The 20,091-nt window shown below is 70.8% G+C and carries 18 protein-coding genes; 16 read left to right on the top strand and 2 right to left on the bottom strand.

Features of this window, described 5'->3' with window-relative positions:
- The first annotated feature begins 726 nt into the window (after window positions 1-726).
- From ABZX02_RS06845 to ABZX02_RS06830, 4 genes are read left to right on the top strand one after another with little or no spacing between them, the layout of a single operon-like run.
- Window positions 727-3,174 (top strand): enterotoxin A family protein, encoded by a 2,448-nt coding sequence (locus tag ABZX02_RS06845; RefSeq protein ID WP_355295578.1) that lies wholly within the window; start codon window positions 727-729, stop codon window positions 3,172-3,174.
- Window positions 3,171-3,728 carry a hypothetical protein gene (locus ABZX02_RS06840; RefSeq protein ID WP_355295577.1) on the top strand — a complete coding sequence of 186 codons (558 nt, stop codon included), beginning with the start codon at window positions 3,171-3,173 and terminating at the stop codon, window positions 3,726-3,728. The genes ABZX02_RS06845 and ABZX02_RS06840 overlap by 4 nt, the downstream gene beginning before the upstream one ends.
- A gap of 34 nt (window positions 3,729-3,762) precedes the next feature.
- Entirely contained in the window at window positions 3,763-5,961 is a 2,199-nt protein-coding gene (locus ABZX02_RS06835) for an SseB family protein (RefSeq protein ID WP_355295575.1), read from the top strand.
- 35 nt (window positions 5,962-5,996) lie between these two features.
- Entirely contained in the window at window positions 5,997-6,146 is a 150-nt protein-coding gene (locus ABZX02_RS06830; protein WP_355295574.1) for a hypothetical protein, read from the top strand.
- 100 nt (window positions 6,147-6,246) lie between these two features.
- On the opposite strand, the gene ABZX02_RS06825 is transcribed toward ABZX02_RS06830, so the two are convergent.
- Window positions 6,247-6,924, bottom strand: a complete 678-nt coding sequence (locus ABZX02_RS06825; RefSeq protein ID WP_355295572.1) for a response regulator transcription factor — start codon at window positions 6,922-6,924, stop codon at window positions 6,247-6,249.
- Window positions 6,909-8,234 carry a sensor histidine kinase gene (locus tag ABZX02_RS06820; protein ID WP_355295570.1) on the bottom strand — a complete coding sequence of 442 codons (1,326 nt, stop codon included), beginning with the start codon at window positions 8,232-8,234 and terminating at the stop codon, window positions 6,909-6,911. Before ABZX02_RS06820 ends, ABZX02_RS06825 begins: the two co-directional genes overlap by 16 nt.
- 207 nt (window positions 8,235-8,441) lie before the next feature.
- Between ABZX02_RS06820 and ABZX02_RS06815 the strand changes: the two genes are divergently transcribed.
- The 12 genes from ABZX02_RS06815 (at window position 8,442) to ABZX02_RS06760 (ending at window position 19,898) form a co-directional block, all read left to right on the top strand.
- Window positions 8,442-9,221 (top strand): ABC transporter ATP-binding protein, encoded by a 780-nt coding sequence (locus tag ABZX02_RS06815; RefSeq protein WP_355295568.1) that lies wholly within the window; start codon window positions 8,442-8,444, stop codon window positions 9,219-9,221.
- A 3-nt stretch (window positions 9,222-9,224) separates the two neighbouring features.
- Entirely contained in the window at window positions 9,225-11,165 is a 1,941-nt protein-coding gene (locus ABZX02_RS06810; protein WP_355295566.1) for an ABC transporter permease, read from the top strand.
- A gap of 284 nt (window positions 11,166-11,449) precedes the next feature.
- Window positions 11,450-12,415 (top strand): winged helix-turn-helix domain-containing protein, encoded by a 966-nt coding sequence (locus ABZX02_RS06805; RefSeq protein WP_355295565.1) that lies wholly within the window; start codon window positions 11,450-11,452, stop codon window positions 12,413-12,415.
- Window positions 12,412-12,624: an MbtH family protein gene (locus ABZX02_RS06800; RefSeq protein WP_355295563.1), complete on the top strand. Its 213-nt coding sequence runs from the start codon at window positions 12,412-12,414 to the stop codon at window positions 12,622-12,624. The genes ABZX02_RS06805 and ABZX02_RS06800 overlap by 4 nt, the downstream gene beginning before the upstream one ends.
- Before the next feature lie 99 nt (window positions 12,625-12,723).
- The gene (gene gntD, locus ABZX02_RS06795; protein WP_355295561.1) at window positions 12,724-13,752 is read left to right on the top strand and encodes a guanitoxin biosynthesis L-enduracididine beta-hydroxylase GntD; all 1,029 of its coding nucleotides are present in this window, start codon (window positions 12,724-12,726) and stop codon (window positions 13,750-13,752) included.
- Complete coding sequence (locus ABZX02_RS06790) at window positions 13,752-14,069, top strand: Dabb family protein (RefSeq protein WP_355295559.1); 318 nt, start codon at window positions 13,752-13,754, stop codon at window positions 14,067-14,069. Before gntD ends, ABZX02_RS06790 begins: the two co-directional genes overlap by 1 nt.
- Window positions 14,070-14,079: 10 nt before the next feature.
- On the top strand, window positions 14,080-15,498 hold the full coding sequence (locus tag ABZX02_RS06785) for a phenylacetate--CoA ligase family protein (protein WP_355295557.1): 1,419 nt from the start codon (window positions 14,080-14,082) through the stop codon (window positions 15,496-15,498).
- Window positions 15,495-16,448 carry a branched-chain amino acid transaminase gene (locus ABZX02_RS06780; protein ID WP_355295556.1) on the top strand — a complete coding sequence of 318 codons (954 nt, stop codon included), beginning with the start codon at window positions 15,495-15,497 and terminating at the stop codon, window positions 16,446-16,448. The genes ABZX02_RS06785 and ABZX02_RS06780 overlap by 4 nt, the downstream gene beginning before the upstream one ends.
- A 5-nt stretch (window positions 16,449-16,453) precedes the next feature.
- Window positions 16,454-17,092 carry a hypothetical protein gene (locus ABZX02_RS06775; RefSeq protein ID WP_355295554.1) on the top strand — a complete coding sequence of 213 codons (639 nt, stop codon included), beginning with the start codon at window positions 16,454-16,456 and terminating at the stop codon, window positions 17,090-17,092.
- 3 nt (window positions 17,093-17,095) lie between these two features.
- Window positions 17,096-18,091 carry an ornithine cyclodeaminase family protein gene (locus ABZX02_RS06770; protein WP_355295553.1) on the top strand — a complete coding sequence of 332 codons (996 nt, stop codon included), beginning with the start codon at window positions 17,096-17,098 and terminating at the stop codon, window positions 18,089-18,091.
- Entirely contained in the window at window positions 18,091-18,384 is a 294-nt protein-coding gene (locus tag ABZX02_RS06765) for a DUF1330 domain-containing protein (protein WP_355295552.1), read from the top strand. Before ABZX02_RS06770 ends, ABZX02_RS06765 begins: the two co-directional genes overlap by 1 nt.
- Window positions 18,381-19,898, top strand: a complete 1,518-nt coding sequence (locus ABZX02_RS06760) for a glycosyltransferase family 39 protein (protein ID WP_355295550.1) — start codon at window positions 18,381-18,383, stop codon at window positions 19,896-19,898. Before ABZX02_RS06765 ends, ABZX02_RS06760 begins: the two co-directional genes overlap by 4 nt.
- The last annotated feature ends 193 nt before the right edge of the window (window positions 19,899-20,091 follow it).

Here is a 20,091-nt window from a genome sequence, read left to right as displayed (position 1 = left end):
CGTGCACCGACCGGACCACCGCCAGGTGGGACCGGGTTTGGACACAGCCTCGCGGGTCAGCAGCGTGGGCCCGCTGGTCCGCACACCCCCGCGGCGGGGGGACCTGGCCGTGGACCCGCGGGTGGTCCGCCTTTCGGCGGTCCGGCCGGCGGACACGGGCGTGGGCCTGCCGCCGGTCCGTTCGGTGGCGGGCCGGGACCCTGCGGCCACGGCCGTCCGCCCGGCGTGCCGCCGCACCCACCTCGCGCGTCTGGTCCGCTGCCGCCCGCTCAGCGCGGGCCTGGTCCGGTTCCCGGTGGGCAGGGGCACGGCATGCCCAACCCTGGCGGGCAGCACGGTCCTGGCCGTGGAGGCCACGGACCGAATGCGCCTCACCCCGGTGCTCCTGGGCGCGGCGGCCCCGTGCCCGGTGGGCCTCCCGGGCCGGGCACGCGCCCCGGTGTGCCGCCTGCCGGCCACGCTTCGCCGCCTGGGACGCGGCATGGCTTGCCTCCGGGTACGCGTCCTGGTGGACCTGGGGTACCGCCCGGCATGCCGCAGGGGCGTCCCGCCATGCCGCCGGGCACGCACCCCGGCACGCCCAACCGTCCCACCGGTTTCCACCAGCAGACCCCGGGAACGCACGCTCCGCCTGCGCACCGTCCCCCTGGGTACGGGAACACACCTGGTGCGCCGCAGGGGTTTCCGCCTGCGGCAAGCCCTCATCAGGGCGTTGGTCAGGACAGCGTGCCGCCTCCCGTGCACGAGGCCTACTCGACGCCGCGACCCGGGCCGGACGGCAGCCCGCCGGTCGCCGTGCGGCACGTCGACCCGTCGTACTACGGCGTGGACCCGGCGAAGGTCGTGCACCGCGATGTGCCCGGCTGGACGCGGGACGAGAACGCGCTGTACCGCGGTGACACGCGGTCGCCGGAGGAGATCAAGGCGGCGGGCGGGTTCGACGTCAAGGAGCCCGCCAAGCAGCCGGACCTGCTCCAGCACGTCCACGGGGACACCAACGGCTTCGTCAGCACCACGTCCGACCAGCGCACGGCCATCGAACGGGCCGGCACCGGCGAGGGCAAGGTCTACGTGGTCAAGGCGCCCGGCGGCATCATGACCGACGCGACGCTGGACAGCGTCGGCGATCACCGGCGCCGGTACTCCGAGAGCGAGACGCTCTTCCCCGGCGGCATCGACTGGCGTTACGTCGAGGGCTGGCACCAGGTCCGGCACGAGACCGGGCAGGGGCTCGTGCTCGGGCCGTTCGTGCCGAACCCGGACTTCGTCGGGCACAACGGCAAGGGCTCCGACGGCACCACCGCGCAGTCGGACGGTGTGCCGGACACGACGCGGCCGCGCGCCGAGGAGCAGGCGCCTCCCCGCCGCGAACCTGGTGCGCCGCAACACAACGAGACGCCGGCCAAGGCCGATGTGCCCGAGCGACAGGCCGGTCCGACGCAGGCGTTGCCGAGGCCCGCGGACGTGCCGCGGCCGTCCATCGCGGAGCGGCTCAACACCGCGCCGCCGACGCATCAGCCGTCGCAGGCGGTGGCACCGACGCGTGCAGAACCGTCGCCGGTGCACGACCGCCTGAACACGCAGGAATCCGGTCAGCCGCAGCACGAGACCGAGCGCCGGACCCCGGAGCAGGACCGTTCGGAACGCGAGTCCGACCGGCCCGGCCAGGAACAGGAGCGTCCACAGCGCGAGCCCGAGCGCCCGGACCAGGAGCCGGATCGTCCGGACCAGGAGTCCCAGCGCGACGACACACCGTCCGAACAGGACAGGAACAGTCGCGACGAGGAGCCCCCGGAGCGGCCCCGGAAACCGCTCAGCGACCGTCTCGACCCGCTCGGCGGCGAGCTCGACGCGAACGTGCGCGACCACGTGCACACCACTCCGGCGGGCATGTCGATCTTCGACAGGTCGCAGGACCGCAACGAGTTCTACACGGCCAGGGAGCTGCCTCGCATTCCCGGCCAGTTCGTCGTCGACCTGCACGGCAGCGCGCACTCCGCACGGGTGGGCAACTACCCGCTCACGCCGAGGGACGTCGCGGACATCATCCGCGCGAACCCCGACTACCGGGGCGAGCCGGTCACTCTCGTCGGGTGCGACACGGGCCGGCGGGACGACGGGTTCGCGGCCCGGCTCGCCCAGGAGCTCGGCGCGCCGGTGACGGCGCCGAACACGGACGCGTGGGTCGACTACAACGGCAACCTGTTCGCCACCAGGACACAGGACAACGAGCGACCCGGCTGGCCGCCGGACGGCGAGTGGCGCACGTTCGGGCCGGACGGCTCGCAGCAGATCCACGAAAGTCCCCACCCGCCAGGGCACACCCCCGAGTGGGGCGACGACACGCCCGAGTTCGCGCCGGAGACCGCGGAACGGCGCGGCGAGCGGGAGGACGACTTCCGCGACATGCGCGACGACAACCGCGAGAAGCGCGAGGAAGGTCTGGACTCGGTCCGCGAGCTCACCGGCCGCAACCCGAGCACGGACGCCGAACGCCGCCCGCACGAGCGCACGCTGTCGACGGCGCGCTACCGCAGCGACCGCGACGGTGAGTCGGCCGACTTCTACAACTTCAGCGGCAAGCAGCACGACTGGAGTCCGGCGGCAGAGGCCCCGCAGCAGCCGCCGAAGAACGAGCGGCTCTTCGAGACGTCCAACGCCACGTCGTACGACCCGGAAAGCGGGAGCTGGCGCGACGGCAGCGGCACTCCCAGGGTCAACGACTCGGAACCGAAGATGTTCGAGGACCTCGCACGACACCAGCTCGCCGAGTACAGCGGCCTGTCCCGCAACGAGGTCGACACGGCACTGCGGGACGCCAACAAGACGGTCGACACGCTGAACAAGGAAGACCCGGACTACTACAAGAACGGTTTCAAGGGCGAGGTGCAGCGCACGCAGGACCGCATGTCCCTCGCCATCGACGAGCTGAACAGGCGTGGCGCGGCACGGGCCGAGGCCAACGGCACGACCTACACGCCGTTCTCCGCGGCGGACATCTCAGGTGATCTCCGCATGGTCGTCGACCTGCCGTCGGCCAAGCGCGACGGAACCCCGGCCGAGTTCCAGATCTGCATGTCGTGTCAGAAGATCATGCTCGCCTACGAGCGCGTCTTCCCGAACATGCGCCTGGAAGTCGTCAACCGAGCTGGAGAGAGGCTTTACCCGCTGTGAACCAACCGACTGACAACCCCGTCGAGCGCGTCGACGCGATCTTCGAGCGGGTGTGCGCGAACGGTCTGCGACGCGGGTCCGTGCTGGGCGCGTCCGACGACCAGATCGACCAGATGGCCGCGGAGCAGGGTGTGGAGCGAGTGCCCGAGGCGGTGCGCGAGGTGTTGCGCATCATGGGTGTCCGATCTGGACTGTGGCTCGCCGGCACCGCGTTCGGGGTCGACGCGATGACCGCGGAACGCAAGCGGCACGTCGTTGCCACACTCGCGGGCCTGGAACACGAGCTGGCTGATCCGCGCGGTCTGCTCGCGCTGACGGCTCACCAGGGCTACGCGTACCACGTCGTCGACGGCGCAGACCTGGACCAGGACGACCCGCCCGTCTGGGACGTCGTCGAGGGCGAGGGCGCGCGCCGGGCGTGGGGGAGCGTCAGCGACTGGTTCGCGGGAACGGCACCGGACGTCGCCGATCTCCGCGACGTGCTGGAGATGATGGAGGAGATGGGCAAGCAGCCGCCGAAGTGGGCCGAGTTCGTCGAACCTCGTCAGTCGTGACCGTCTTCTCGTTGTGCGGCAAGGAGTGAAGCAGGTGCAGTTCGACATCGCGATCGACGGGGACGAGGCGTTCCGGATCGGGACTCGCGCGGACGGGCCGGTCGAGACGGTGCTGGGCGCCGAGGTCTGGCGTGTCAGCGACGAGGGAGCCACGCTCACCGACCTCGATCCGTTGCAGGACAACGTGAGCGACGAGCGGCTGGTCGTCGTCCGCGAGCTGCGCCCGCTGTCCGGTGCCTGGCCGCAGTACCCGTCGCTGCCGCCCGGCGACCCGATGCCGCGCACGAACACCCCCGTCCTGGACCGGGTGCAGGACGCCCTCGTCGCGCTCGCACCCGAAGGCTGGCAACAGATCGAGCTGCACTGCCGCGCGCTCGGCCGCCGGATGGAGTACGAGGCGACGGTCACCCTCGACGGCACCGCCCGCGCGTGGGCACCGCCTGTGATGGTCGGTCAGTGGCTGCACCGGTTCCGGATGCGCGAGTTCCGCAACAGCCTCGGCACCTGGTTCACCGGAAGCTTCACGTTCGTCCGGAATGGCGAGACGACTCGCCGGTTCCTGATCGACGCACCGCCGGCGTGGCAGGTCGAGACGTCCGGGGAGACGCACGCGGCGGAGGAGCTGCGCCTCCTGCCACGGCGGCCGGAGGCTGTGCCGGACTGGATGTGGCAGGCGGCCGGCAAGGCCCAGCAGCGGGGGCGCGTCCACGCCTGGGACCCGCCCCAGGAGCCGGCTCGTCACGAACTGACGCGCGCTTTCGACGCTGTCGAGGACGGCAAGGGGGTCTGGTACCGGCCGATGGTCGGGGGCAGGGAAGCCGCCCTTCTCCTGCGTTACCTGGAGAACGCGCCGGTCGTGCTGTCGTCGCGCGGCTCGGCGACGGACCTCGTCACCGGCGGCGACGAGAAGGTCGTGCCGCTCGCCTACCAGACCGACGGACGCTGGACGTGGCCCGCGAGCGTGGTCCACCACCTGCGTGAGCACCAGGTTCCGCCGCCGTTGGAGCTCGTCGACCACATTCGCCAGCTGCGCTACGAACTACCCGTCGTGCCGGAGATCGCGAAGGCGCGCGCGGCGGCGCTCGCGATGGGGCGGCCGTTTCGCGAGGAACAGGTCGAGGCGGCGCTGCGCAAGGCGCTGGAACCGTTGTGGCCGTTGCTCACCCGCCTGCAGACCAGCCCGCGCTTCTACAGCCTCGACGGTCACCGCGAGCAGGCGTGGTGCCTGGTCCGCGACGGCGACTTCTACGAGGTCTACTGGGCCGCGGACGGCCTCAGGGAGAAGCTGGAGAGGTTCGCGGACGTCCGCAACGCGGTCGCCTACCTGACGGGCCAGCTCATCCAGAACCAGGACGCGCTGGGGTTCGAGCTCGACGAGGAACTGCCCGCGTGGCAGTCGCCGTTCCAGGTGATCTCCGAGCAGGACCCGTCGCTCGACACGATGACCGGCGTGCGGCTGACCCAGGTCGAGGACCTGTTCGTGCACCGCTACGGCGGCCACGAGGGCAATCTCGCGTACGAGAGCGAGATCGAGTCGGACCGCGAGCACCACCTCTACCGGCTCAAGGGTCCGTGGAAGGTGATCACCGCCGTCACGGCCGAGGGCGTTCGCGTCTACGTGCTGCCGAAGCCGTTCAGCGAGTACCCGGACCACATCGACGACTTCACGCTGCACCCCGGCCTGCCCGCGGTGACGGACTCCCTGCGCGAGCAGGCCCGTCGCCAGGTCCCCGACAGCTGGCTGTGGTGCGCCGACCCCGAAGTCAACCCGAACTTCGTCGAAGGCATCCCGGACGCGACGTTGTTCGGCGCGTACGCGGTGGGCCCCGACGGCGAGCTGACGGGCGAGACCTACCTCAACCCCGGCTACCGGCCCGGTCCGCAGCGACGCGGCTTTCCCGAGCCCCTGGCGGACCTCGACGTGGTACTGGGCTACGTCGCGGCCGGGTGGGCGCCGCAGCAGCGGCTGCTGCCGGCGGCGCTGGAGGCCACCCTGATCGTGGAGACCGATGGACAGGGCAACCTGCGCATGGGAGCCACGGCGGACGGGCGGCGGTTCGTGGCGGTGTGGTCGGCGCCGGGGCACGTGCCCGAGGAGGTCACGGCGCCGATGCAGACGACGGGTCGTGAGCTTGCCGCCGTGCTGGCCGGTGGGGTGCTGGTGATCAACCCCGGTGGACAGCTCGGGGTGGAGTTGCCGGGTGACGACCTGATCGCCGCGTTGAACGCCTGAGCGGCACCGGGCCGCCGGCGTTGGGGGGTGGGGCCGTGACCGGGGTCCGGTTCCCGCCGGACCCACCTGGTGTGGCGATGGCGCTGCGACGGGCCGAGAGGCGCAGGGTGCCGCGGTTCGGCGTCCCCGCTGCCGATGCCGTGCCGTCGGACTGCGCCGTGGTGGTCGTCATCGATGCGCGGTGATGACTTGCCGCGCGCCCTGAAGTCGTTGCCGCGACAGAGGCACCGTGCCGTGTGGGGACCGCGGTCGTGCGGATCGACGGCCACCCGCGGGCCGGGTGGGTCAGGGTCGGTCGAGCCCGGCCCCGTCGCGCAGGTAGGTGAGGGTCGCCAGCACCCGCCGGTTGCGCTCGTCGCCCGGCGTGAAGCCGAGCTTGGTGAAGATGTTGCCGATGTGCTTGGTGACCGCGGCCTCGGACACGACCAGCTTCTCGGCGATGCCGGCGTTGGAGTAGCCCTCGGCGATGAGGCCGAGCACCTCGAGCTCGCGGTTCGACAGGGTGGCGAGTGGGGTGCTGCTGCGCTTGAGCAACGTGCGGACCACCTGGGGGTCCACGACTGTCTCGCCGTTGGCCACGCGGTGGAGGATCGAGATGAACTCGCGGACGTCGCCGACGCGGTCCTTGAGGAGGTAGCCGACGCCTATGCCGCCGCCCGAGTCCAGGAGGTCCGAGGCGTAGCTGGTCTCCACGAACTGGCTCAGCGCCACCACTCTGAGGTTCGGGTTCGCCTCGCGCAGGCGGACTGTGGCGCGCAGGCCCTCGTCGGAGAAGCCCGGGGGCATGCGGATGTCGGTGACGACGAGGTCGGGGGAGTGCTCGTTCACGGCTGCTACCAACGCTTCTGCGTCGCCTACCGCTGCGACCACCTGGAAGCCGAAGCGGTCCAGCAGGGCGGAGAGGCCTTCTCGCAGCAGGGCGCCGTCTTCCGCGAGGACGGTGCGGATCACTTCGGGCTGCATGGGAACTCCGCTCGCACGGTGGTGGGTCCGCCGATCGGGCTGGACAGGGACAGGGTGCCGCCCAGGGCGGCGGCTCGGTCGGCCAGGCCGGTCAGGCCCGTGCCCAGGGCGGCGTCGGCGCCGCCCTGGCCGTTGTCGGTGATCTCGACGGTGAGGCGGTTCTTCTTGACCTCGGCGGAGACCTGGATTTCGGTGGCGTCGCTGTGCTTGCTGGCGTTGCTGAGTGATTCGGCGACCACGAAGTAGGCGGCGCTCTCGACCGTGGCCGGGGGGCGTTGCGGGATGGTGGTGGTCACGGTCACGGGAGTGGTGGAGCGGTCGGCGAGTTCGCGCAGGGCGGCGGGGAGGCCCAGGTCCGACAGCGCTTGCGGGTGGATGCCGTGGATGAACTCCCGCAGTTCCACCAGGAGTTGCTTGGCCTGGTCGTGGGCGTTGGCGACGGAGTCGGTGCCGGGGGAGTCCGGGGGCATCTCCACCTTGGCGAGGCCCAGTTGCAGGATCAGGCTGACCAGGCGTTGTTGTGCGCCGTCGTGGAGGTCGCGCTCGATGCGGCGGCGTTCCGCCTCGAAGGCGTTGACCAGGCGTTCGCGCGACTGCGAGATCTCGACCAACTCCAGTCGCAGGTGCTCGTCGGAGGCGCCCGAGATCAGTCTCCTGGCGGTGGCGCCGTGCAGGCCCGCCACGGCGGAGAACACGTACAGCACCACGGGGACGAGGCCCAGGCCCAGCAACGCGTACGGCAGGGCCTCGGACACCGTGCTCACCCGGCCGAGGCCCAGGGCGAGCGGGGCGTCCGGCCGGACGACGAACGGGCTGATGATCAGCGAGCCGACCATCAGCAGGGTGAGGAACAGGGCGGCGCACGGCAGTGCCGCCAGGGACACCACGACCAGGTAGACGACCTCTCGCCAGGTCGCGGGTTCGGTGTAGCGGCGGTGCAGCCACCCGATCCAGCCGTCGCCCTTGGCGCTCACGTGCGGCCACGACGCCGCGTCCGCCTGGACCAGGCGCAGCCGCACTCGCTCCGCCTGGGCCACCGGGAGGGCGGCCAGCGGGCCGCCCGCCACGACCAGCAGGAGTCCGCCGAGGCTGACGAGCACGATCTCACCGAGAGCGATCGGGTCCGGGCCGATGAACTTGAAGACCAGGTACAGCCAGGGCAGGCACAGCGCGGTGAGCGGGACGCCGGCCAGCGCCGACACCACCGGGGTGCTGAGCACGTACGCCAGGCCGCGCCACGGCCAGTTGCTCAGGAGAAAACGGCCGTGTGCCATCGACTCCCAGATGGTGCGTGCGGTGCGTACGGACACGATGCTCACCGTAGTCAACATCCACATCGGCGGTGCGCCGGTCGGAGGTAGAGGTTCCTCTACCTCCAACTCGGAAGTTAAGGACAGTGACTCCCACCTGCGGTGTGCGGTTGAGTTGTCACCGTTGGTAGTCGAAGCGCGGTGGCAGGCGAGGGGGCCCGCGACGGCCGCGCGAGCGGTCGTGTCACCGCAGACGGGGGTTTTCACATGTCTTGGAATCAGCACCTCGCCGCCGGTCAGCGGCACGGGGTGCCGAACGCCGGTCGTTCGGCCGTGGAGCTGCACCAGGTGACGCGGTTCTACGGGGCCAAGAACACCGGTGTGGCCGCGCTGGACAACGTCAGCCTGAACTGCCCGTCGGGGACCTGGACCGCGATCATGGGTCCGTCCGGCTCGGGCAAGTCCACGCTGCTGCACTGCGCCGCCGGGCTGGACCAGGTCACCAGCGGGCGCGTGCTGCTCGCCGGCCGCGACATCACCCGTGCCCAGGACAGCCAGCTCACCGAGCTGCGCCGCCGCACGATCGGGTTCGTGTTCCAGAGCTTCAACCTGATCAGCTCCCTCACCGCGGAGCAGAACGTCGCGTTCCCCTTGAAGCTCGCCGGCGTGCGGGTGTCCAAGAGCGACGTCCGGCAGACCCTCGCGAGCGTCGGGCTCGCCGACCGCGCGAGCCACAAGCCGCGCGAGCTCTCGGGTGGTCAGCAGCAGCGCGTCGCCATCGCCCGCGCGATGATCTCCCGGCCCGCCGTGCTGTTCGCCGACGAACCGACCGGCGCCCTGGACTCGCACTCCGCGAAGATCGTCCTCGAACTGCTGCGGAACATGGTGCAGACCGTCGGCCAGAGCATCGTCATGGTGACCCACGACCCCGCGGTCGCGGCGAGCGCCGACACCGTGGTCTTCCTGGCCGACGGCCAGATCGTGGACCGCGTCGACATGCCGACCATCCACGACGTCGCCGAGCGGCTCGCGCGGCTGGAGAGCTGAGCCATGTTCCAGATGTCGTTCAGCACGTTCCGCGAACGGTGGGAACTCTTCATCGGGGCGATCCTCAGCGTGGGCGTCGGTGTCGCCCTCGTGCAGGCCTCGATGCTGGTGCTGGCCGCCACGGGCGAACCGCAGATCCCGGCCGGCACGGCGCGCCAGGTCGAGGACAAGATCCGCGAGGGGTACGTGGCCGCCGCGACGGTCATGGGCATGACCGCGTTCCTCGCCATGTTCCTCGCGGTGTTCATCGTGAGCTCCACGTTCAGCTTCACCGTCGCGCAACGCCGCCGCGACCTCGCCCTGCTGCGCCTCACCGGTGGGAGCCGCACGCAGCTGCGCGCGCTGCTGCTGTCGGAGTCGCTGCTGCTCGGGGTGGTCGGCGCCGTGCTGGGCGTGCCCTTCGGGTTGGTCGCGAAGTTCGCGCAGACCTGGCTGCTGGTCGAGATCGGCCTGCTGCCGGAGGGGTTCACCGCGCCGTGGCGGTTCTGGGCCGTGGTCGTCTCCGGGATCATCGGCGTGTGCGTCGCGCTGGCGGGCGTGTTCACCGCCTCGCTGCGCGCCGCGAAGATCCTTCCGCTGGAAGCGTTGCGGGAGACGGGGAAGGCCGCCAGGGTCATGACCCTCTCGCGCTGGTTCTTCGGCCTGTCCTTCGCCTTCTGCACCATCGCGATGGTGATGTGGGCGCAGGGCGCCAATCTGATCGGCGCCATGATGGCGGCGCTGGGCATCTCCATGTTCGGCGCGGTCGCCATGAGCATGCTGAGCCCGCTGGTGGTGCCGTTCATGGCCTGGCTGTTCGGCACGCTCGTGCCCGGCAGTTCGCTGGTCGGCCTCGCCCAGGCGAACCTCCGCGACGGGGTGCGCCGCAGCGCGGCCACCGCGTCCCCGCTGATCGTGCTCGTCGCGCTGCTGCTGGGGCTCGCGGGCACGTTCGGCTCGCTGTCCGCGGCGGGCGGCGAGGAGGCGAAGCGGTCCGTGAACGCCCACCTCGTGGTGACGTCCACGGGCGAGGAGGCGGAGAAGCTCGCCGGCGTCGAGGGTGTCGGCGTCGCCTCGCGGCAGAACAGCGTGGACATCACGATCACCACGCAGAAGACCCAGAACAAGCGGGTGATCACGAGGAACTTCTACTCGGGGATCATCGCAGTGGACGCGGCCGACTACGCCCGCACGCACACGTTGCCGCCGGCGCGGGGAGACCTGGCCGCGCTGACCGGCAGCACCGTGTTCACCGGGCCCGCCCGCAACGCCGACCGGATCGACCCCGGCCAGGTGCTCCCGGCCGAGGCGGGAGGGCAGGCGCTGCAGCTGACGGTGGTCGGGGGCATGCCGGAGACCCTCGAGATGGGCGACAGCTTCCTGGTCCCGCGCCAGCTGCTGCCGAGGCAGGTGTGGGCGGGAGCGCCGACCGAGACCGTCGTCCAGGTAGCGCCGGGGCAGGACCCCGACGTCGTCGCCGAACGCATCGAGAAGGCCGGGTTCAGCGACGTGCAGACGGTGTCGGACTGGGCGGTCGCACGCGCGGAGAAGGCCCAGGACGGCAACGTCAAGATCCTCACCGTGCTCATGGGGCTCGCCGGGCTGTACGCGCTGATGGCCGTCGTGAACTCGGTGGTCATCGCGGGCACGGAACGCCGGCGCGAGTTCGCGGTCTCGCGGGTGACCGGGCTGACGCAGCCCCAGGTGGTGCGCACCGCCGTGGTGGAGGCGATCGGCGTGGCGGTCATCGGCCTGGTGCTGGGGTGCGTCGTCGCCGGGGCGGGCCTGATCGGCATCGGCGGTGCCGTGCACAAGGCGATCGGTACGACCGTCGTGTACGTCCCGTGGTCACTTTTGACAATTGTCGCAATTGGATCGATCGGACTCGTCGCAGTGACCAGTGCAATCACCGCCGCCATCGCCACCAAGGAACGTCCTGTGGCTCTGGTCACAACGAAGGAGTAATTCCAACCGGCGAGTGGCGGTCGGCGAGTGCTCCACCCCCGAGCGCATCGTCGACCGCCCTGCCGGACTAACGGGTTCACCCGAATGGAGGCCCATTTCCTCACAAGGAAACCGCGTTGGCCGTAAAAGTGGAATATGGCTACGGTCAAAGGCATTGCGATCGCGCGAGTTGGTGGTCGCGTATTTACTGGGGTATCACTCAGCTGTGCTAGCGTCAAAGTCGGGAAGGAGCCTTGGGGGCTTGGGGGCAAATAAGAAAGCTACTTATCGGTAGCTTCTCTCCCATGACCTCCGTGGTAGCTAAACACTCGGGGGGAAATGTGGTTCTGCGCATTCATTTCACGGCTGATGATCTGGCGCGAACACGCATGACGGCAGGACTCGGTCCAGTGGCGGAAAGCATTTTCGCGCTGGATCTCCTGGCGGGTCAACGCAGTCATCTCGTCCATGAACTGCGCAAGCACTTCCAGCGAAAGCTGGGTGATCGGCTGGCCGAGATGCAGCAGTTCGGCCAGGAGTACCAACCCATTCCCGACCTGCTGTGGATGCTCAACCGGAGGACTCCGGGCGAGGGCGTCCCCGCGGCCACTGGGGGCCGAGGGGCGCAGCAGATCGCGTCGACCGTGTTCGAGTTCTGCCGCAGCGTCGTGCTGCCGTCCTGGGGACAGCTGCGCGACCGGCTCGAGCTCGAACGCGAGGCCCAGGCGCGCATCGCCATCAGCAGCGGTGTCGAGGGTCTGCTCGGGGCACTGCACCCGAGGTTCTACTGGAACGCGCCGGTCCTGGAGATCGCGGACGCCGCTGACCGGGACATTCACCTGAACGGCAAGGGACTCCTGCTCAGTCCGGCGATCTTCCTCCAGGCCCGCCGGCACGCGCTGATCGAGAGCGAGAAGGAGAGCGGGATGACCACGATCGCCTTCTCGGTCGGCGCCGCCGAGGTCGGTGTCGACGGGTTGAACGACTCGTGGGACGCAGGCGAGCAGGCGCTCAGCGCACTGGTCGGCACCACGCGGGCGGCCGCGCTGCGGGTGCTCACGGAGAGCTGCACGACGAGCGTTCTCTCGGAACGGCTCGGCATTTCGCTGGCGGGGGCCAGCAAGCACGCGACCGTTCTGCGCAAAGCCGGGCTCATCACAACAGCGCGCAACCGCAACACCGCATTGCACACACTCACGTCCCTCGGCCGAGCCCTCCTGCACAAGCGGGAGGGTTCGCTGCTGATGCCCTCAGAAAGGTTTGCCTCATGACGACCAACCCTTTTGACGACCCGGACGGCAGCTACCTCGTGCTGGTCAACGCCGAGGGGCAGCACAGCCTGTGGCCGGAATTCATCGGCGTTCCCGGCGGCTGGACGGTGGTGCACGACGCGACAGATCGTGCTACGGCGTTGGAGTACGTTTCAACCAATTGGACGGACCTCCGCCCGGCCAGCCTCGTCGAGGCGATGACCAAGTAACTTAATCGTCCGGCTAAACAGGTCGAGCCAGGCAGCACGTCGTGCCAGGCTCGACCTGTTTCGTTTTGGGGCACATCTTCGCGTCAACAGGGGGTTCTCGTGCTCAGGTTCGAGCTGTCCGAAACCGAGGTCGACGATGTTCAACGGGTGGTGCGGGATCTCGCCCGGCGCTACGACACGGTCGAGGACGCGAATTTTCACGCCGAGGCGCTGGAAAACGCGCAGGAACTGCCGCGCCGGTTGCGCCGCGCCATCATCGACTACCGCGCGAACGAGGTCTCCGGCAGCTTCGTGCTCTCCGGCTACCCCGTGGACGACGCGGTGCTCGGCCGGACCCCCGCGGACTGGCGCGACAAGCCGGACCCCACCGCCACCACGCGCTACGACCTGATGTTCTACCTCGTCGGCAGCCTGCTGGGGGAACCGGTCGGCTGGGGCACGCAGCAGGACGGGCTGCTCATGCACGACGTCTTCCCGATCAAGGACTTCCGCGACGACCAGATCGGCTGGGGCTCCGAGCAGCCGCTCGTCTGGCACACCGAAGACGCGTTCCACCCGCTGCGCGCCGACTACCTCGGCCTGATGTGCCTGCGCAACCCGGACGGCGTGGAGACCACCGCCGCGGACATCGCGGACGTGAAGCTCGACGAGGAGACCAGGGCGCGGCTGTTCGAGGAGCGGTACTTCATCCTCCCCGACGACTCGCACCGGCCGCAGGCGTGGGCGGAGGACGAGCTCGCGGACCCGCGGCTCGCGCGGCTGCTCGCGCAGAGCCGGAACCGGGTGGAGAGCGCTCTCGCGAAGCCGAAGCCCGTGCCCGTGTTGTTCGGCGCCGAGGACGACCCGTACCTGTGCCTGGACCCGCACTACATGAAGGACGTCCAGGGAGAACGGGAGCAGGCCGACCTGGACAAGATCGGCAAGGCGATCGACGACGCCATGAGCGGGGTCGTGCTGCGGCCGGGCGACGTGCTGTTCATCGACAACTACCGGATGGTGCACGGCCGCAAGCCCTTCAAAGCCCGCTACGACGGCACGGACCGCTGGCTGCGCCGCCTCAACATCACGAGGGACCTGCGCAAGTCGCGGCACGCCCGCCTCACCGCCGCGTCCCGGGTCATCTACTGATGATCCGCCACATCGTCCTCTTCAAGTTCAAGCCCGGCTGTTCGTGGGACGACCAGCGGGCCGTGGCGGCGGAACTGTCCTCGCAGCAGGTCGGCGCACGCGTACCGGAACTGCTCGAGTGGCGCACCGGGCGCAACGTGTCCACCCGGGACGTCGCCTACGACTTCGTCGCGATGGGACTGGTCCGCGACGACGCGGACCTCCAGCGCTACCTGTTCCACGACTTCCACCAGTTCTCGGCCGGCCTGTGGCGGGAGATCGCCACCTGGGTGATCGCCGACCTCGAAGAACCCGTGAGCTCAGACCACGACGTGTGATGGGGGATCCTTGTACACCGTCTTCCACCCGGAACTCGCCGCGCTGACAGCGCGGCTCTCCGACGACCTCGCCGGCTTCCTGGCCGGGAAGTGGGACGCGGACCGGTTACGTGCGCACCAGCTGGCCGCGTTCCGCGAGACCGTCGCGCACACCCGTGAGCGGTCCCCGTTCTACCGGCGCCATCTGTCCGATGTGGACCCCGCGGCGATCACCGGCCTGGACGCCGAGTCGCTCGCGCACATCCCGTTCACCACCAAGGACGACCTGCGGCGCGAGCAGTTCGACATGCTCTCCGGCAAGGTCAGCGACGCGTGGATCTTCTACGAGACCACCGGCACCACCGGCGCGGCCACGCCCTGCCCGCGCGACAACGTGGACACGTTGCACAACAACGCGGTGCTCACGGCCTACTACGAGACGGTCTTCCGGCAGTTCGGCGACGACCAGGTCATCGGCGTGTCCGGACCCACCGAGCTGCACGCCACCGGGGACACGTTCGGCGACGTGTGCCGCAACCTGGGCCTCGCGGTGGCGAAGATGTGGCCGCACTCCCCGGTGATCGGCTTCCCGCGGGCGCTCGAGGTGATGCGGTTGCTGCCGATCACCGGCCTCTTCTGCACGCCCGGGATGGCGCTCTCGCTCGCCAAGGCGGCGATCCGCGACGGCCTCGACCCTGCCCGGGACTTCGAGCTCCGCACGCTGATGATGACCGGCGAGCTCGTCTCGCCCAGCCTGCTGCGGGTCATCGGGGAGCTGTGGGGGGCCAAGGCCTACAACTGCCTGTACGCCTCCCAGGAGGCCTCGATCCTCGCCGCTGCGGGAGCCGACGGCGCGCTGTACCAGGCCCCGCTGATCAACTTCTACGAGGTGGTCGACCCGGAGACCCTCGCGCCCGCCCAGCCGGACGCGGACGGCGTCCGCCGGGGCGAGCTCGTGATCACCAACCTCTACCAGGGCGTGAAGCCGCTGGTCCGGTACCGCACCGGCGACCTCGTCCGGGAACGGCCGCCGGCCCCGGACGCCACGGTGCCCGCGCCCCGCGTCGAGGTCCTCGGCCGGGTGCGCGACCAGCTGGAGATCAACGGCCACGTCATCTCCGGCTACGACCTCGAGGAGTTGCTGCTGCACGACGTGCACGGGTTCGTCGACTACCAGATCACCATCGACCGCGAGGACGGCAGGGACGCGCTGAGCCTGTTGTTCCAGCCCCGCACCCTGACCCCGGACGATCCCGGCCTGGCCGCCGCGGCGCTGGCCTGCTCCGAACGGCTCGGCGCACCGCTCACCGTGAGCTTCGGCGAGCCCGGCAAGGTCACCGCCACCGGCGCGATGGTCAGCTGGAAGGCCGCGCGGGTGATCGACCGCCGCGACCTCGTCGGCGCCGAAGCCGTTGCCGCGCAGGAGATCGCGTCCAGGAGGACGGCGTGACCAGCACTCCCGAACTGGGGCCCGTCGCCTACCACCGCGGTGAGTTCACCGACGCCAGGGCAGCCCAGCTGCCGTTGACCACGCAGGGCCTGCACTACGGAACCGGGGTGTTCGAGGGCATCCGGGCGCACCTGCTCGACTCGGGCGACCTCGCGGTGTTCCGGCTCGGCGACCACCTGGACCGGCTGCTCGCCGGCGCGCGCCTGCTCCGGGTGGACACCGGCGCCACCCGCGACCAGCTCACGGACGTCGTCGTGGAACTGCTGCGCCGCAACGGGTTCGCGGCGGACGTGTACCTGCGTCCGCTGGCCTACAAGCTCGGCCTGTTGCCGGGCACCCGCCCCGGCGTCGGGCTCACCGGGGTCTCCGACGCGCTGTCGATCGTGGTGTCCAAGCTGGGCGACTACCAGCCGCCGCAGGGCATCCGGTGCCTGATCAGCTCCTGGCGCCGGCCGGCCCGGTCGGCGGTCCCGGTGCGCGCCAAGATCACCGGCGGGTACGTGAACAACGCGCTCGCGCTCGACGAGGCGCGCTGCAGCGGGTACGACGACGCGATCCTGCTCGACGACCGCGGGCTGGTCGCCGAGGCGACCACGGCCAACGTGTTCGCGGTGCGGGACGGCGTGCTGGTCACCCCGCCCGCGACCGGCGACCGGCTGCCCGGCATCACCCGCGACACCGTGCTGACCCTCGCCGCCGACCTCGGGATCGACCGCGTCGAGTCCGAACTGGACAGTGCGGACCTGCTGCAGGCGGACGAGCTCTTCCTCACCGGGACCGGCTGCGGGGTCAGCCCGGTGGTCGAGATCGCCGGCCGCCCGGTCGGCACCGGCAGGCCGGGCCCGGTGGGTGCCGCCCTGCGGGAGACCTACGACCAGACCATCCGCGGCCGGCGTCCCGACACCCGCGGCTGGCTCACCACCGTTGCGCTGGCGGAGGCACTGCGATGACCACCATGACGAACGAGACCCGGGCGCTGGGCTGGATGTCCGTCGCGTCCGCCCCGGCGGTCCGGCTGACCTCCATCGGCACCCTGGGACCGGCGGGCACGAGCAGCGAGCAGGCCGCCGGGCTGCTGTGGCGCGAACTCGGCGAGGGACCGCCCGTGGTGCGGTTGTTCAACTCCTACGAACGCGGCGCCGACGCCGTGCGCGACGGGCACGTCAGCCACTTCGTGGTGGCCAACGCCTACCGCGACGCGCACGAGTTCTACATGGACCTGCGGCTGTCGCTGGCGTCGGTGTTCATCATGGACACCCCGCTGTACGGCCTGGCCCGCCGCCCCGGTGTGCACGACATCCCGGCACGGCCCACGATTGCGAGCCACCGGTCGCCGGTGCCGTTGATCCACCAGCTGATGCCGGCGGGCCTGAGCGTCGGGGACATCGAGGTGATGGCCTCCACCAGCGCCGCCGCGCAGGCGGCCCGCAACCGCGCCGTGGACCTCGCGCTGACCACCGAGGTGGCCGCGCGCAACCACGGTCTCGAGTTCATCTCCGCGACCCGCCCGATCCGGATGGTCTGGTCGGTGTTCGTGGCCGGTGGGGGTGGCCTGGCGGGACTGACCGGCCAGACCGCGGAAGGAGAGGGCTGAACGATGTTGTTGATCCTGGACGGTGCCGCGGTGCGCAAGGCGCTCGCGATGTCGGACGCCATCCCGGCGATGGCGGACGCGTTGCGCCGCTACAGCGAAGGGGTGGTCACCCAGCCGCTGCGGGCGATCCTGCGCCCGCCGTCGGGCAGCGAGATCTTCGCCAGCATGCCGAGCCACGTCGCGGGCCACGGCTTCGGGCTCAAGGCGATCATGCTGAAGCCGGACAACGCGGCGCGCGGCCTGCCGTCGCACGTCGGCGTCGTCGTCGTGTTCGACCCGGAGACCGGCTACCCGATGGCCACTGTGGACGGTGCCGCGCTCACCGGCATCCGCACCGCAGCCGTCTCGGCGGCCGCGACCAGGGCGCTGGCCCGCCCGGACGCCGGCGACCTCGCCCTCATCGGTGCCGGCGTGCAGGCCTACAGCCACCTGGAGGCCATGCACCTCGTGCGCGAGCTGCGCCGGGTGCGGGTGTACAGCCGCACGCGCGACCGGGCCGAGCTGCTGGCCAAGAACGCGGCCGCGCGGCTCGGGATCGACGTGGAGGTCACCGGGTCGGCGGCGGAGGCGGTGCGCGGCGCCGACCTCGTCTGCACCACCACCTCCAGCAAGGAGCCCGTGCTCGACGCCGCCGACCTGGCCGAGGGCGTGCACGTCAACGCGATCGGCGCGTCCACGAAGGACGCGCGGGAGCTGCCGTCCGCGGCGGTCGCGAAGGCCGCGGTGTTCGTGGACAGCAGGGAGTCCGCGCTGGCCGAGTCGACCGACATCGGCGCGCCGATCGCCGAGGGGCTGCTCGACCCGGAGCGGATCACCGAGGTCGGCGACGTGCTGCTGGGCAGGCGGCCCGGCCGGACGTCGCCGGAGCAGGTCACCGTGTTCAAGTCGCTGGGCATGGCCGCCCAGGACGTGGTGGCGGGCTTCCTCGTCGTGCGCGCCGCGACCGAGTCCGGCGCGGGCGTCCGGGTCAACTACCAGCTCGAGACGGGGGAGCACTGATGCCTGCGCTCGTCCTCGGCAACATCGTGGGCGTGACGAACCCGGAGGGGCTCGCGGAGTACCGCCGCCGGGCAGCGTCCACTCTGGAGCCCTACGGCGGCCGGTTCTTCCTGCGCGGCGCCGAGATCGACGTCCTCGAGGGGGACTGGGTGCCCGGTCACGTGTCGGTGCTCGAGTTCCCCAGCGCCGAGCACGCCCGCCGGTGGTACCGGTCGCCGGAGTACCAGGAGCTCGTGGCGGTGCGGACCGGGGTGGACCTGCAGCTCGTCGTGTTCGAGGGGGAAGAGGGATGACGGTGCGGGCGGACGTCGCCGCCGCACCCGTGCGGGCCGAGGTCCGCGTCCCGATCGCCTGGCGCCCGGTGGGGATCGTCGTCGCGGTCGTGTCGGCGGTCCAGGCCGTGTTCCTCGGCGCGTACGGCCTGTCCGCCGACGAGCTGTACTTCCGGATGCTCGGGGACCGGCCCGGCTGGGGCTACACCGACCAGCCGGCCGCGCTTCCCCTGCTGGCCAAGGCGGCCTCGGTCGTCTTCGGCGACTCCGCGTGGGGCATCCGGGTGCCCGCCCTGCTCTGCGGCGCGGCCGTGCTCCTGCTGCTGGCCGCGATCGTCGCGGAGCTGGGCGGCGGGCGCAGGGCCCAGCTCCTGGCGTTGATCGCGGTGGCATCCTCGCCGTTCGGCTGGGGTGTCGGACACTTCCTGCTCACCACGAGCGTCGACATGGTCGTGTGGTGCGCGGTCGTGCTGTTCACCCTGCGGGCCCTGCTGCGGGGGGACGGCAGGTGGTGGATCCACGCGGGCATCACCTGCGGGATCGGCCTGTACGTCAAGTACATGATCCTGCTGCTGCCGGTGGTGTGGCTGATCTCGATCGCCGTGCTGGGACCGCGGTCCGCGTTCCGGGACCGGCGGTTGTACCTGGGCATGAGCCTCGGGCTGCTGATCGGCCTGCCCAGCCTGCTCTACCAGGTGACGCACGGCTGGCCGCAGTTCGAGATGGCCGAGGCACTCGGCCGCGAGGAGGGCGCGGAGAACCGCTCGCTGTTCCTCACCAACATGATCATCATGCTGGGGCCGGTGATCGTGCCCGTGTGGATCAGCGGGATCGTCGGGCTGCTGCGCTGGAAGTCGTGGCACCCAGTGCGGTCGCTCGCCCCCGCGTTCCTCGTCGCCCTGGCCCTGGTCCTGTTGGTCCAAGGCGGTCGTGCCGACTACACCGCGGGATTCCAGCTCGCCCTCGTCGGCGCGGGGGCCGTGGTCGCGGACCGGTGGATGACCCGTGCCCGCTGGCGGCCCGCCCTGCTGTTCGGCCTGGTGGGCCTGTTCGCCCTGCCGCAGTTCGTGCTCGCGATGCCCGTGCTGCCGGAGAAGGTGTTCGCCCGGTACCCGGTCGCGAGCCTCTCGGTCGAGACCATCGGCTGGCCCGCGATGGCCGAGCAGGTCGGTAGGGTCTACAAAGGACTGCCCGCCGCGGAACGGGAGCGCGCCGTCGTGCTCACCGAGAACTTCGGCGAGGCCGGCGCGCTGCACCTGCACCGGGAACGGGTCGGGTTGCCCGCCGTTTACAGCGGTCACAACGAGCTGCACAACTGGGGACCGCCGCCGGAGTCGGCCGACGTCGTGATCGCGGTCGGGCTGAGCCGGGACACGTTCGCCGGCTGGCGGCAGTGCGACGTGGCCGCCCGGTACGACAACGGGATCGGCCTGGAGGCCAGCAAGGAGCAGGGACGCGAGATCCTCGTCTGCCGGGGCCCGAGCCGGTCCTGGCAGCAGTGGTGGCCCTCGCTGCGCCGCCTCGGCGGGTACTGAGCGGGGTCGTCCGCGAAACGGCGCCTCACCGAATGCCGGTGAGGCGCCGTTTCGCGTGTCCGCCCGAGCCTCTGGCCGTGCTGTTTCACCCGCGTGTCAAGGACCTGGCCGTCACGGGTCCTGTCCCTGAAGTATTGCCACCGGAACGTGTGCCGCGGTTCTCGGCGCGTTTCTTCGCGCCACACAAGGGGGT

Origin of the sequence: Lentzea sp. NPDC003310 (assembly GCF_040610935.1) — a bacterium.
Classification (GTDB): Bacteria; Actinomycetota; Actinomycetes; order Mycobacteriales; family Pseudonocardiaceae; genus Lentzea.
This window is presented reverse-complemented; position numbering and strand designations above follow the sequence as displayed.